Raw genomic sequence first — 13,781 nt, 5'->3', positions numbered from 1 at the left:
CCGGCGGCATAATTGTCGATACCGACATAGGCCCCGCTGGTGCCGGAAATCTCAGTGACAATCTGCACGGTCGGGATGTTTTCGGCCTCGAGTTTCCTCAAGGCGGCGCCAACCAGCGGGTGGTCGGGAACTGCGAGGATCAGGCCGGCGCGGCGCATGTCCGGATCAAGGATGCGCCTGGCGATCGCCGCCGGGTCCGCCTCGTCGAGAAAGGTGCGGTGGACGGCGATGGAACGATCGAGCGTCGCGGCGATGCGCTCGAAAGCGCGAGACAGTCGGGCAAAGAAGGTGGCGTCCGGACGCACCAGGATGACCTCGATCCTGATCACCCCGTGATGAGCTTCCGGCAAGCGGCGAGGATAGTCGAGCGAGCGAGCGGCGGCGACGACCTTCTCGACAGTGGCAGGCGTGACGCCACCCCTGCCGTTCAGCACGCGCTCAACCGTCGCCGTGCCAACCCCGGCGCGGCGGGCGATGTCAAGAAAGGTGGGCTTTGGAATCTGGTCACCTCCCAGTCACGAAGCCGAAGCCTAGCCAGCCGAGTCCGGTTTTCCAAGACCGATGATTTGCCGACTCCTCAAAGGGCCCATCCCAGGGATCTACGTCATCGAATGCACCGGTCCGGCTGTCGGTTGCTCCTAAGCTTTGAGAATGTCGGCTTCTGGGTTACCCGTGCATTCCGGGAACGAGAAAATTGAAGCCCGGCCACTCTGCGGGGCGCGACAATCATCGAAGCACACCGTCAGTCCAAGGCCGCTCGCGGAGATAGCCAGCCATCATGCCCATATCTATTAAAGGGGTCGGAACTCGGTCGTTTTAGAGTGATTTGGGTTTTGGCGGCTAGAGCGGCCCGGCATGAGGTGGTCCGGACTGTGAACGACGGGGTCGGCAGAGCGCGTCTCAAAGGAGGCCCACCCCCGCCGAACAAACCGCGGCGGGCGGGTCCTCGGGGACACGATGGTAGATCGCCAATGCGTTTATAGGTGTGGCCTTAAGTCGCAAACTATTGGCTTCAGAAGCAGGGCGTCGGGCTTCATTGACGGTGCTGCCAACACCATATGGTGATCCATAGCCTCCCAAACGAGAGAAGCTCGCCCCTGACGGGTCGCACTGCGGCCGTCAGCCGGCAATTCCCTGTGAACTAGGAAACCATCATGATGCCTGAAAATATCAGACTAACTTCGCGAGACGTCCCCCTCATTCAGCTAGGCCTCTATCAGTGCCGCTTCCCGGTGAGCGAAGACCCTTCTGTACCCGGCGGTTATCGTTTTTGTGCTGGGCCAACTTCGCCGGATCGCGTCTACTGCGATCACCACCACAACATTGTGACCGCCGTGGACCCTCGTCGAGCCCGTTCGGGTCTCCACCTCGCTCAACGACGCGCCGCGTAAGTCTGACTGGCGGCGGCCTCCCGGCCAGGCGCTATCCGCTCCAACGCCTTGGCTACGACCTTTCCGTCGGCTCGGTCTGGCGCATCCTCCCTTATGCCGTCTTCGCCGATGTATCCCCCGTCGCCCGATTGAGAACGACGACTTCTCGCCGAAGCGATCGCTTCGGAATGCCGTCGTAGCCCGACCGGAAGCTTAGTGTGCTTTTGTAGAGGTCGAGGGTCCAATGCAACGTCTGGACTCCACTGGAGTGCCTGCACTCGAGAGCGATTGGCTCTCCGGCAGCCGATAAGGACCCGAAGCGCCAGGAGCTGCCATTCCCGGCGCTTCTCCAAACCTGACCTTCGCGCTAGGGCTTGAGTCGACCCGATTGAGACGTAGGACGCTCCATCGCGGTATAATCAGAGCCCATGCGCCAACGCAGTGTCGATGATGAAGGCTTTATGCGGTATTGCGCGAGCAAGCTGGACTGCGATGCGTGTTCGCTGAAGCTGCGGTGTTGTCCGAAGGCGCCAGCGCGCAAAGAGGGTCGTTGGCTAGCGCGGAACGTCTGCCAACGAGCTTAGTGCCCGGCGGATGGAATCGCGCGAAAACGGCTTCTCGACAACTGGTCGACCGGCCCGTTCAAGGAAGCGCGCCGCAGCGCCGCCGAGCGTGTCGCCGGTAACGAAAACGAATCGCTCCGCTATGCCCGGGCTTGCCTGACAGGCCCAGTCGAACAAGGCGGGGCCGTCGATGTTCGGCATCCGCAGATCGCAAAAGATCACATCGAAAACAGCACTCATCAGCGCTGCCTTGGCGCCGGCGCCGTCCTCGACGATCCTGACGGCAAAACCTTCAGCCTGTAGTAGTTCTGCCATCGTTTCTCCAACCTCCCGCTCGTCATCGACCACAAGGGCGGTGCAACCGATGCCCGCGACCGAGTGCGCCGCAACACCTTCGACTGAATCTGACGAAGTGCAGGCCTCCACCGGCAAAAGCAATCGGAAATGCGCGCCGTCCGCACGGTCAAGCAGGGCCAGCCGTCCATTGTGCGACTGCACCACGCCGAGCGAGAAAGCGAGCCCGATCCCGGTGCCCGCACCCTGAGCCTTGGTGGTAAAAAACGGATCGAAAATGCGATTCCGGATCTCGGCGGGCACACCGGGGCCATTGTCGGCGATCACGATCTGGAGGTCATTGCCTTCAAGCGCCGTTTCGATCTCGATCCGCCGCGGTCCCGGTATCTCCTGCAGGGCGTGTTGCGCGTTGACGATCAGGTTGTAGAACACCTGATGCATCTGGTCAGGGTCAAGTTCCAGAGGCGGCAGGCCCTCGGCGAGCCGGCATTGCACCTCGATGCCTGCCGTGCGCAAACCGTAGCCGGCGATATCCAGAACCGCGCGGATCAGATCGTTGACGTCGATACTGCGGCGCTCCGGCTGGCGTTGTCGCGCCATTGCCAGGAAGGTCTTCACGATGCGCGCGCAGCGCTCGGCGGCGAGCCTGATCTTGCCGGCCCGCTGTGCGTGGGCGGTTCCGGCTACAAATTCTTCCAGCAACTGGGCCTGCGCGACGACGACCGCCAGGGGGTTGTTGAGTTCGTGCGAGACGCCGGCAAGCAGCGAACCAAGTGCGTTGAGCCGCTCGCTCTGCGCCAATGCCTCGCGCGACCGCGCCAGTTCGGCTTCAGCCGCCTTGGTTGCGGTGAGATCAAGAATGCTGCCGACGATCACCGGTCGGTCGTCCATCTCGATGTGGCGCCAACTCAGCGACACGGGAAACGCGGAGCCGTCCAGACGCCGAAGTTGAGCCTCCACGCCGTCGGCGCGCGGCTGCTGACGTGACAGGGCTTTGAGGCGCCGATAGTCTTCCCGTGTGGCGAACCAGCGGTGCTGCCGGAAGCGGTCCTCGTCATCCGGGCCTATGCCCATGATCTCGCGGAAGGCGGGATTGGCGCTAATCAGCTGCCTCGTTCGCGAGTCTATGAACACGACCGGAACCGGATGATGGTGAGTGAGGTCTCGGAAGCGCCGCTCGCTTCGCAGCAGGCGCTCGGCCGCGCGCTTCTGCTCGGAAATGTCAATATCGAAGCCGCCGATGCGCGCCTGCTGCTGATCGGCCCCCAGAACGGGAAAGCGGACGACAAGGCTCCAGGCATAGTCGACCGCGTTGTTTAGAAATTCCTCGATTGCAATCGCCTGTCCCGATTCCAGGACGCGGCGATCGTTTTCCGCGATCATCGCGGCCTCCTGGGGTCCGAAAATGTCGGCCGCGCTTAATCCGATCGCGCTCTCGGCCGGCCGGCCGAAGACCTTTCCCATTTCGGGATTGGCGATCAGATAGCGCCCGTCGGTATCCTTCAGGTACATGCCTACGGGAGCATGCTTCATGAACGCCGCCAACCGGGCTTCGCTGGCACGCAGAGCGGCGTCGGCAGCGTGGCGCTGCGACAGGTCGCGCAAGCTCGCCGTGAAGAAACGACGTTTGCCGCTCCGGGCTTCGGTGATCGTTAGTTCCACCGGAAACTCGGTGCCGTTCGCTCGCATGGCAGTCTGCTCTGTTCGACGCCCGAGCAACCGCGGGGCGCCACCCGCAAGATATGCCGCAAGCCCGTTTGCGTGCGCCTTGCGCAGATGCGGCGGGACGATGAGCTCCGAGATCTGTCTGCCGACCGCTTCAGCGCGCGAATAGCCGAAGGTCGCCTCGGCCGCTGGGTTGAATTCCACAACCAATCCGGCTTCGTCCGTGACGATCACGCAGTCGAGCGATGAGCGAACCACCGAAGCGAGGATCGCCTCTTGGAATGCGTTTTCGGCGTCGTCTTCTTGCAAGGGCGGGCGCTCCGTGACGACCCGTCGGAACGCTGGCCGTCGGGCAGGCAAGAATGTCGATTATCGTGAGTTCCGGCAAGATGCTGAATCCGACCGCAGTACGGTGCGGAGGTGGGGAAGCGCTTGCACCAGCAGGACGAGGAGCGCCAAGCCTTGCCGTTTGAATCGGTCGTCGGCAACGAGCACAGAGCGCCATTTGCTGCCAGTCATTGTGCGGCTGAACAGCGGAAGTCGGACTCATACGGGCCATTCGCCAAGGGCAAGCCGAGCGACCAAAGTTGGCGCTGCGACCGCACGGCAATTGGCTCACCCAACCCCAGCGTCCAGCTCCAAAGTGTGGAGAAGTGTTCTGGCGGCCCGTAGATCGGCTGTGTCGAAGTCCTCGATAAACCAAGATTGGACCGGCGAGAGGACTTCGAGGGCCTGAGCCTTATCTCCTCGCTCGGCGTGTAGCCGTGCAAGGCTTGTGGCGGCGCGGAGCTCCCACGACTTCGCCTTTTGAGCCCGCGCGATCTCAACCGCTCTGCAGAACTCGATCTCTGCTTCCTTGACTGCGCCCCTTTGCCAGAGCAAGTCGCCGCGGAGGCGGTGAAGCTCCACCTCGTACGCTTTCTCGCCGTACTGGTCGACGGCCCGGAATGCCTTCGAGAGTACGTCCATCGCCTCCCCGACTTTACCCGCCGACGCAAGCGCCCAGGCGAGGTGGCCGAGATGAGCCGTCCAAAGGATCCGAAAGTTGATCTTGTCCATGCCGGACATCCCGGCTCGCATCAGGTCGAGTCCGTTGTGGTGTTCTCCATGGCGCACTTGCGCCAGGCCGCAGTAGAATTGTCCCCATGAGATGTATGATCTGAGGTCGTGCTCCATGCAGAACTCGAGGGCGAATTTTTCGGCCCGCTACCTCGCTCGAACCATCCTCGGCATCCGACAAGACGGCTTGCTTAATGGCCATGCTCGTCATGCCTCGGCAAAGTCAGCCCAAAAACCCGAACGAGATCGCTGACCTGCTCCGGCGAAAGGTAGCGGGGGTTTAGGCCGCGCAACAGCAGATAGAGTTTTGCAGTCTCCTCCAGCTCTTCGGTGGCGAATACGGCCGCCTCGAGCGTTACGCCCGCGACCACGGGACCGTGGTTTGCCAGCAGCACTGAGGAGTAGCGTCCGGCAAGGCCCTTGATCGCATCCGCGACAGCCGGGTCTCCGGGGCGGAAGTAGGGAACCAGCGCCGTCTGGCCGGCCCGCATCAGATAATAGGGCGTCATCGGCGGCAATACCGCCATGGGATCGATTTCGGGCAGCATGGTGATGGCCACTGCATGGGTCGAATGCAAATGAACTATGGCGCGGGCCCCTGCCCGCGTCTCATAGAGAGCCGTGTGCAAGGGAATTTCCTTGGTCGGAGCATCGCCCGAGACAAGTTTTCCCTGTGCGTCGAGGCGGGCAATGCGGGCGGGATCGAGAAATCCCAGCGAAGCATTGGTGGGCGTGACCAGCCAGCCGCCGTCATCCAGCCGCAGGCTGATATTGCCTGACGATCCCGGCGTCAGACCGCGCTCGAACAGCGAACGCCCGAACCGGCAGATCTCTTCCCTCAACCTCACGTCGGTCATGTCGTGTCTCCCTCGACCAGTTCGAACCCGAGATCGACCACCGTCGGTGGTCCGTCAGAGCACACCAGCCGCGCGCCCATCTCCCCTATGGCGACGCGGGGCGTGAGAATAGTCGACAGCGGCTGCGGGGCGCTGCGCGCCACGTCGAGACCATTATAGCCGAAGATCGCCAGCCGGTCGGGGATGGTGATGCCGCGGGTGAGGCAGTGGAAATAGCCGCCGATCGCCATGTCGTCGTTGGAAAAGTAGACAGCGTCCAAATTCGTGCTGCACTCCAGGAGGCGCGCCAGCCCGTCGCGCCCAGCTTGGATCGAAGACGAGGCAGGAATGATTTCTTCTCCGGCGAGATCGAGGCCTGCCTCGACAAGTGCCGAGCGAAATCCTGCGAAGCGCTTGGCGGCGCGCAGGTCGCGGTTAAGGTCGTGGCCGACATAGCCGATCTGCCGGTAGCCGCGCGAAACCAGATGGCCCGCGGTGGCGCGTCCCGCCTCGCGGTTGGAAAAGCCGACGACGATGTCGATACCCTCGCCGTCGGTATCGAGCAGTTCGGCGACGCGGATACCAGAGTTGCGCAGCATTGCGCCCGCGCGCTCGGTGTGTTCGAGGCCCGCTACCATGACGCCGGCGGGGCGCCAGCTCAGCAGCGACTCGATGAGGCTCTCCTCACGTCCTAATTCATAGTCGGTTACCGCGATGACGGGTTGAAAGCCGGCGCCGACGAGGACTGTGTTCGCCCCCCGCAGCATGTCCGGAAAGACGATGTTGCTGAGCGAGGGGATGACAATCCCTACGAGCCTGGAACCGGTGGAAGCCAGCGTTCCGGCAATGCGGTTCGGCACATAGCCGAGGCTTGTGGCGGCATTGAGAACGCTCTCGCGCGTCTTTGCCGAGAAGGATCCATGCCCCCGTAGCACGCGCGAGGCGGTGCTCTCGCCAACGCCGGCTGCGCGCGCGACGTCGGTGAGGGTAATCATCGGCACCGCTCCCATCCCTCGGCTATTTGGTCGACCATTTCCGAGCCCCTATCCACCGCCGCCTCTGAGCTGTCTGGCCCCATTTTGGCACGTCGCAGTGGCCAACTCAACAAACTTTTGGCAGCGCTGCCACTTTTCTGTTGGCAGCGCTGCCAATCCATGTTATCCGTCAATGCAAGCGCTGCCAAAAGTGAGGATGAGTGGCGCGAAACTGGCGACGAACGCCCTCAATCAGGGAGGAATGAAATGACAGTGCTCACCCCAACGCTGCGAGCTGAAACAGTGGCAGGAATCGAGACCCGAAGAATCGCCTACAGCAAGGTCTTCTGGCGAATCGTGCCGTTTCTGATGCTGTGTTACGTCGTCGCCTATCTAGACCGCGTCAATGTCGGCTTCGCCAAGCTCGACATGTCCGCCGAACTCGGCTTCAGCGAAACGGCCTACGGCCTCGGCGCCGGCATCTTTTTCATCGGCTATTTTCTGTTTGAGGTGCCGAGCAACATCATCCTGCACAAGGTTGGTGCGCGCATGTGGATCGCGCGCATCATGATCACCTGGGGTCTGATCTCGGCAGGCTTCATGTTCGTCGAATCGGCTCCGATGTTCTATTTGCTGCGCTTCCTGTTGGGCGTTGCCGAGGCAGGCTTCTATCCGGGGATAATTCTTTTCCTGACCTATTGGTATCCTTCGCACCGCCGCGCCAAGATCATCGCTGTCTTCATGTCCGCAATTCCGATATCCGGCATCTTCGGCAACCCGCTTTCCGGCTGGATCATGGATTCGTTCCACGGCGATAGCGGTCTTGCCGGCTGGCAGTGGATGTTCCTCATCGAGGCGGTTCCCGCCGTGCTGCTCGGCATCGCCGTCTTCTTCTTCCTCGACAATGGCATCCGTGACGCCAAGTGGCTGAGCGAAGCGGAAAAGCGGGTGCTCGAAGAAGAGATCGAGCGCGAGGAACGCCGCAAGGAGGAAGCGCATTCGGTCGCCGGGGTATTCCGCGACGGCCGCATCTGGCTGATGTGCCTGATCTATTTCTGCTTCGTGATGGGCCAATACGGGCTGACGTTCTGGATGCCGACCCTGGTCAAGGCGACCGGCGTCACCGGCAATCTCAACATCGGGCTGATCAGCGCCATCCCATTCATCTGTGCCGTCGTCACCATGAACCTGTTCGGTCGCAGCGCCGACTGGCACCGCGAGCGCCGCTGGCACCTGGTCGTGCCGGCGCTGCTCGGAGCCGTCGGCTTTATCGTCGCCGCAACGTCCTCGAACCCGACGATCGCCATCGCCTTCCTGTCGCTGGCAGCGGCTGGAGCAATCACCTGCGCGCCGCTCTTCTGGTCTTTGCCGACAGCCTTTCTGGGGGGAACCGGCGCCGCAGCGGGCATTGCGCTGATCAATTCGGTAGGCAATCTGGCCGGCTTCGCCAGTCCCTACCTTGTGGGCTACCTCAAGGACCTGACCGGGACGACGCACGTCGCCATGTACGCGCTCGCCGCCATCCTCGTGGCCGGCGCGATCCTGGTGCTGACGACGCCCGCCAAGCTGGTCAACAAGTGATGACACCGACGGAAAATGGAGTTTCCATGATGACTGTTCAGGCTGTGCAAAGGGAAAACCCCGTGGTGACCAAAGCGACCAGGGTCGCCGTGATCGGCCTCGGCTCGATGGGGTTCGGGATGGCCCAGTCGCTGCAGCGCGCAGCATTCGAGGTGACCGGCTTCGACGTCGATGAAGCTGCGGTTACGCGTTTCGTCGCCCAAGGCGGGCGGGGTGCTTCGACCCCCGCCCAGGCGGCTCAGGATGCGGATGTCGTGGTTTCGGTCGTCGTCAACGCGGCACAAACCGAAGCCATCCTTTTTGGTGAGCATGGCGTTGGCGAGACACTGCCCGAAGGAGCGGTCTTCGTCTCCTCGGCCACGATGGACCCCGATCTCGCACGCAAGTTCGCGGCCCGCCTGGAAGAGACGGGGCGGCTCTATCTCGACGCGCCAATCAGTGGCGGCTCGGTCCAGGCCGCGGAAGGCGCCCTCACCATTCTCGCGTCCGGCAGCCCTGCCGCGTTCGCAAAGGCGCGCCCGTTGCTCGATGCCATGGCAGCCAAACTCTATGAACTGGGGGACGAACCGGGCACCGGCGCCGCATTCAAGATGATTAATCAGTTGCTCGCTGGCGTACATATCGCCGCAGCGAGCGAAGCCATCGTGTTTGCCGCCCGCCAGGGGCTAGACCTCCGCAAGGTCTACGAGGTGATTACGGCCTCGGCCGGCAACTCCTGGATGTTCGAGAACCGGATGCCGCACGTGCTCGACGGAGACTACACGCAGCGCAGCGCGGTCGATATCTTCGTCAAGGATCTCGGCATCATCCAGGACATGGCCCGCAGCGCCAAATACCCGGTGCCGGTTGCAGCCGCCGCGCTGCAGATGTTCCTGATGACGTCGGCTGGCGGAATGGGACGCGACGACGATGCCTCGGTCGCCCGGGTCTACGCCCGCATCACCGGCATCGATCTGCCCGGCACAACGCAACCCTGACCAGGAACGCATGATCATGCCTCGCTTCGCCGCCAATCTGACCATGATGTTCAACGAATGGCCATTCCTCGACCGGTTTGAAGCGGCCGCGGCCGCCGGCTTCACCGCGGTAGAGTTCCTGTTCCCTTACGAGCACACGCCGGAAGCGATCGGCGAGCGCCTGGCGCGGAACGGTCTGACCCAGGCCCTGTTCAATCTCCCGTCTGGCGATTGGGCCGCAGGTGAACGCGGCCTTGCCGCGTTGCCCGAGCGCTTCGATGAGCTAAAGGCCGGCGTGGAGACCGCGCTCTCTTACGCCGAAGCCACCGCCGCACAGCGCCTCCATCTGATGTCCGGGCTCGGCTCGCGCGAGGACAAGGGCGCCGTCGATGCCTATCGAGAAGCGTTGACCTGGACCGCCGAAAAACTGGCGGATCGCGGCATGGACCTGGTGATCGAACCGATCAATGGCCGCGACATGCCGGGCTATTTTCTGAACGATTTCGCCTTTGCGGAATCGCTGATCCACGACCTTGCGCTGCCCAATCTCAAGCTTCAGTTCGACATCTACCACCGTCAGATCCTGCATGGGGATGTCACCATGGCTCTGCGGAGCCTGTTGCCGATTATTGGCCACATCCAGATCGCAAGCGTGCCCTCTAGGCACGAACCCACCTGTGAAGAACTTGACGATCGATTCGTCTTCGCGGAGTTGGACCGGCTGGGCTATGGCGGTTTTGTTGGCTGCGAATATCGTCCCAAGGCCAAGACGCTTGACGGGCTCGGCTGGTTCGCCTCCTTTGCCGTGGAGCAGGACCGGGTCTCAAAAGCTGTTGGATCTCTTCTATGACCCTCGCCCTTGGTTGCATAGCGGACGACTATACCGGCGCGTCAGACTTGGCGAACACCCTGGCGAAACAAGGCTTACGTACGGTTCAGACCATCGGGATTCCATCGGCTGACCTGCCGCTACCCGAAGTCGATGCTATCGTCATCTCGCTGAAAATCCGTTCGGTTGGCGCATCTGATGCGGTTGAACGAGCCCGCGCTGCCCAAGATTGGCTCCGCACCCGCGGCGCGGCGCACGTGATGTACAAGATCTGCTCGACCTTCGATTCTACCGATGCAGGCAATATCGGCCCGGTTCTCGATGCCTTGCGCGCTGATGCCCTTGAAACATCGGTCCTTGTAACACCGGCCTTTCCTGAAACCGATCGCACCGTCTACAAGGGCAATCTATTCGTCGGTGCGGTTCCGCTGAATGAGAGCTCGCTCAGGGATCATCCTCTCAATCCCATGCGCGATGCCAATCTGGTCCGCGTGCTGGCTCGGCAGAGCACCGCGGCAGTTGGACTTGTCGAGCTCGCTACAGTTGCTCAGGGCGCGGATGCAATCCGCACTAGACTAGAGCTGCTTTCTACCAGCGGGACCGGAGCGGCTATTGCCGACGCCGTCTTCGAGACGGACCTCGAAGCAATCGGCACGGCAGCGTTAGCCCAGCGCCTGTCGGTCGGAGCGTCCGGGCTGGGATTGGGCCTCGCTCGCGGCCTGATCGCCGCCGGCACCGCACGGCGCCAACAAAGGGTAACCATTCGTGAACAACCGATCGGAGGTCCGGCAGCGTGCCTTGCCGGCAGCTGCTCACGGGCGACGCTGGCGCAGATTGCCAAAGCCGAGCAGACCATGCCTGTACTGAGGCTTGATCCGGAAAAGCTGGTAACCGACCCTTCGGAGACAGTAGAACGTGCCCTCACTTGGGCGACGGAGCACCTTACCAAAGGTCCTATTCTGATCTCCAGCAGCGCGCCCCCGGATGAGGTTTCCAGGCTCCAGGAGCGCCATGGACGGGAGGCGGCCGGCCACACTATCGAGCGCACCCTCGCGATGATTGCAGGGGGGCTGGTCGAGCTGGGAGTCCGCAGGCTGGTCGTTGCCGGTGGCGAGACATCTGGCGCGGTCGTCGATCGCCTGGCGATTCCGGCGTTCGAATTAGGCACGGAAATCGCGGCGGGCGTACCCGTGTTGCGAACATTGGGAACTCAGTACGGCGAAATGGCGCTGGCCCTCAAATCAGGCAATTTCGGTGGCGAAGGCTTCTTTGCGGACGCCTTGGCCATCATTGCGTAAGCGACAAATCGCGCAATTGGCTGTCCCGCTTGTCGGACCTCCCCCTAGCCTGTAGTGAATGCCGACGCGGTGGGTGATCAGCCCGCTGACGTCCAGATCATCCTCACGATCGGCGGGGCACCTCCGGACGAAGCACACGGTCCGTCTGAATGTGCTACAGAGTTCAGCGGCAAGCAAGTTGGGAGCGACAGCCTCGGCCTGGGCGGATGTGCCGGCCGCCAAGCATCAAAGATGCGCGATCGCCGGCCGTCCAGATGCGGTCCACAGACGTCCTGCTCATGGGCCGCAGGTGCAGCTGGGCTACCCGACATCGACCCCGCACGCATCGCCATCGGTGCCGCCAGCGCCGGCGGCGGTCTGGCCGCCGCGCTGGCGCTGCTGGCGAAGGAACGTGGCGTGATCCATCCGTTTCTGCAACTGCTGTCCTACCCAATGCTGGATGACCGGACCACCACCCGCACCGACATCGACCCGCGGCGGCTCCGCCTCTGGAGCCCGGCCAGCAACCGGTTCGGCTGGCGCTCCTACCTCGGCCCCACCACCGCGGACGGCAACGTGCCCCCGCTGGCCGCGCCGGCCCGCTACGACGACCTCTCCGGCCTGCCGCCCGCATGGATCGGCGTCGGCACCAACGACCTGTTCCACGACGAGGACGTCACCTACGCCCGGCGACTGCAGCAGGCCGGCGTCGCCAGCACCCTGCACGTAGTGCCCGGCGCCTACCACAACTTCGACTCCATCGAAGCGAAAGCCGCCATCTCCCGGGCCTTCGTCAACGCCCAGACGACGGCACTGGACGAAGCACTCAAGGACGGCTGAACGGACGCACGCGACAGGTCAGCCGCCCGCGCCTACCTCGCGCGGCTGAAGGAACGCACGACAGGGCGCGACAAGCCGACCAGCCCCGGGGACGTACCGCGCGAGATATGGCTCTCTCCGGGTTGACGCAGGACAAGCAATGCTCTCGACGCTGAGGTTGTGGGCTGCCCGGATAGGGTCGGGGCGCCTCGGAGATCCAAAACCAACTGTTCAGCCACGATCAGCCCGTGAGGCGCGCACGAAACAACGTGGAGCCGTCCGTCAGGCGCGACCTGGAGATATCCCGGAATCCAGCCTCGGTCATCCATGCGCGATATTGACCTTCAGTGTACGATTCACCGTGGCGGTAGAGGTTCAAGAAGGTGAGATTCAGAAAGACACCCTCAGGCGGGCCAAGGCGGTCGTCATCGACGACGCCCGGCCCCGCAATTGCGATCTCGCCTCCGAGTGTTAGGCAACGCGCCGCGTTCAGGATCGAACTGCGCGCCTGGTCCGGCGGAAGGACCTGGACGACGGCCTTCAGGATCGCCAGATCGTGCCGACCGATCGATGGCGCGACAGTTATGTCCCCCTCTTCGACAACCACGTCGTCGGCACCGTATTCTGACAGGATATCTGGCGCGACCGCTGCGACCGTTGGCAGTTCCATCAGCGTCGCCGCAATCTGCGGCCGCTGCTCGCGAAGTCCGACGAGAATGGTCCCGCGGCCCCCGCCGATGTCGATCACCGAACCGATCGCCGAGAGGTCCATCGCCCGGGCCAGATGTCGGCCGAAAATCACCCCGCCCGGTGCGAGCATGCGGCTGAAGGCCGCCGCGGCCTCGGGCCCCGCTTCGGAAAAGTCGTGCAGCGCAGCCGGCCGGTTCTGTCGCAGCGACTCCGCGGTCAGTAGATCGGCTCGCCAGAGCTCGAGCAGGAGCGCATGATCGCCGGCGCGATATGTCGGCTTGGACGCGTCGAGGAAGGCTGACGCTTCGGCTCCGTTGCGAAATTGACCATCCTTGACTTCGAGGAGACCAATGCTGGCGAGCGCGTAGAGGGCGCGGCCCCAAGGCTGTCAGCAGTCATCGCGCTGCCACCGAGCCCGGTGAAGATGCCGAGGTCCAGCCCGGCGCGAAGCGCCAAGGCGGGGGGCACCGCTGCGATCAGGTTGTCGATCCGATCAGAATCCACCATACCATATCCCTTCCACGATCCAGGACCGGCGATCAGAAGTTTGTCACGGAACCGACGAGCGTTTGAAGTAGCATGGTCGACCAGACCGATATACGTGCCCAGTTGGTATTCGACGTCGAAACCGTGACTAGCTGGCTGACTGTTGATCAAGCCCTGCGTAAATCCAGGCACGCGTCTGTTCCAGCACCTCATCGGAAAACGCAGGGTCGTCAACCGCCCGGGCGAGGATCACTGCCCGACCATCGCGGCTGGATGGCCTGAGTGCTCGTGCGAGCAAGGCCGAGCGGCGCGCACCCAAAACGGCTTCGGGCAGCAAGGGGATCTGGAAGAAAACCGCGTAACTGCTCCGCAGAAACTGCGT

General features: G+C 62.9%; 12 protein-coding genes and 1 pseudogene. 5 read left to right on the top strand and 8 right to left on the bottom strand.

The window, feature by feature from the left end:
- From NKI59_RS33625 to NKI59_RS33600, 5 genes are all read right to left on the bottom strand, one after another.
- A partial coding sequence (locus NKI59_RS33625) for a LacI family DNA-binding transcriptional regulator (protein ID WP_352708792.1) occupies positions 1 to 500 on the bottom strand: 500 nt, incomplete at its 3' end.
- A 1,424-nt stretch (positions 501 to 1,924) separates the two neighbouring features.
- Complete coding sequence (locus tag NKI59_RS33615; RefSeq protein ID WP_352708787.1) at positions 1,925 to 4,201, bottom strand: PAS domain S-box protein; 2,277 nt, start codon at positions 4,199 to 4,201, stop codon at positions 1,925 to 1,927.
- A gap of 306 nt (positions 4,202 to 4,507) precedes the next feature.
- Positions 4,508 to 4,951, bottom strand: a complete 444-nt coding sequence (locus NKI59_RS33610) for a hypothetical protein (RefSeq protein ID WP_502897023.1) — start codon at positions 4,949 to 4,951, stop codon at positions 4,508 to 4,510.
- Between the two features lie 191 nt (positions 4,952 to 5,142).
- Entirely contained in the window at positions 5,143 to 5,808 is a 666-nt protein-coding gene (gene otnC, locus NKI59_RS33605; protein WP_352708785.1) for a 3-oxo-tetronate 4-phosphate decarboxylase, read from the bottom strand.
- Entirely contained in the window at positions 5,805 to 6,782 is a 978-nt protein-coding gene (locus NKI59_RS33600; protein ID WP_352708783.1) for a LacI family DNA-binding transcriptional regulator, read from the bottom strand. Before NKI59_RS33600 ends, otnC begins: the two co-directional genes overlap by 4 nt.
- A gap of 246 nt (positions 6,783 to 7,028) precedes the next feature.
- Between NKI59_RS33600 and NKI59_RS33595 the strand changes: the two genes are divergently transcribed.
- The 5 genes from NKI59_RS33595 to NKI59_RS33575 all read left to right on the top strand — a co-directional run bounded on the left by NKI59_RS33595 (position 7,029) and on the right by NKI59_RS33575 (position 12,244).
- Complete coding sequence (locus NKI59_RS33595; protein ID WP_352708781.1) at positions 7,029 to 8,342, top strand: MFS transporter; 1,314 nt, start codon at positions 7,029 to 7,031, stop codon at positions 8,340 to 8,342.
- Between the two features lie 29 nt (positions 8,343 to 8,371).
- Positions 8,372 to 9,319 carry an L-threonate dehydrogenase gene (ltnD, locus tag NKI59_RS33590; RefSeq protein ID WP_352708791.1) on the top strand — a complete coding sequence of 316 codons (948 nt, stop codon included), beginning with the start codon at positions 8,372 to 8,374 and terminating at the stop codon, positions 9,317 to 9,319.
- Positions 9,320 to 9,335: 16 nt separating this feature from the next.
- Positions 9,336 to 10,148, top strand: a complete 813-nt coding sequence (otnI, locus tag NKI59_RS33585; protein ID WP_352708779.1) for a 2-oxo-tetronate isomerase — start codon at positions 9,336 to 9,338, stop codon at positions 10,146 to 10,148.
- Positions 10,145 to 11,425, top strand: coding sequence for a 3-oxo-tetronate kinase (gene otnK, locus NKI59_RS33580; RefSeq protein WP_352594601.1), 1,281 nt, complete (start codon positions 10,145 to 10,147; stop codon positions 11,423 to 11,425). The genes otnI and otnK overlap by 4 nt, the downstream gene beginning before the upstream one ends.
- Before the next feature lie 231 nt (positions 11,426 to 11,656).
- A complete protein-coding gene (locus NKI59_RS33575) occupies positions 11,657 to 12,244 on the top strand; it encodes an alpha/beta hydrolase fold domain-containing protein (RefSeq protein WP_352708777.1) in 588 nt (195 codons plus the stop codon).
- A gap of 220 nt (positions 12,245 to 12,464) precedes the next feature.
- Here NKI59_RS33575 and NKI59_RS33570 read toward each other — a convergent pair whose 3' ends face one another.
- From NKI59_RS33570 to NKI59_RS33560, 3 genes and pseudogenes are all read right to left on the bottom strand, one after another.
- The gene (locus tag NKI59_RS33570; RefSeq protein WP_352594603.1) at positions 12,465 to 13,043 is read right to left on the bottom strand and encodes a methyltransferase; all 579 of its coding nucleotides are present in this window, start codon (positions 13,041 to 13,043) and stop codon (positions 12,465 to 12,467) included.
- 86 nt (positions 13,044 to 13,129) lie between these two features.
- On the bottom strand, positions 13,130 to 13,570 hold the full coding sequence (locus NKI59_RS33565; protein ID WP_352708776.1) for a hypothetical protein: 441 nt from the start codon (positions 13,568 to 13,570) through the stop codon (positions 13,130 to 13,132).
- Positions 13,548 to 13,781 (bottom strand): annotated as a pseudogene (locus tag NKI59_RS33560) (hypothetical protein); the annotation flags it as partial. The gene NKI59_RS33565 and the pseudogene NKI59_RS33560, both read right to left, overlap by 23 nt.

Source organism: Mesorhizobium sp. M0598, from assembly GCF_040320865.1.
GTDB lineage: Bacteria > Pseudomonadota > Alphaproteobacteria > Rhizobiales > Rhizobiaceae > Mesorhizobium.
This window is presented reverse-complemented; position numbering and strand designations above follow the sequence as displayed.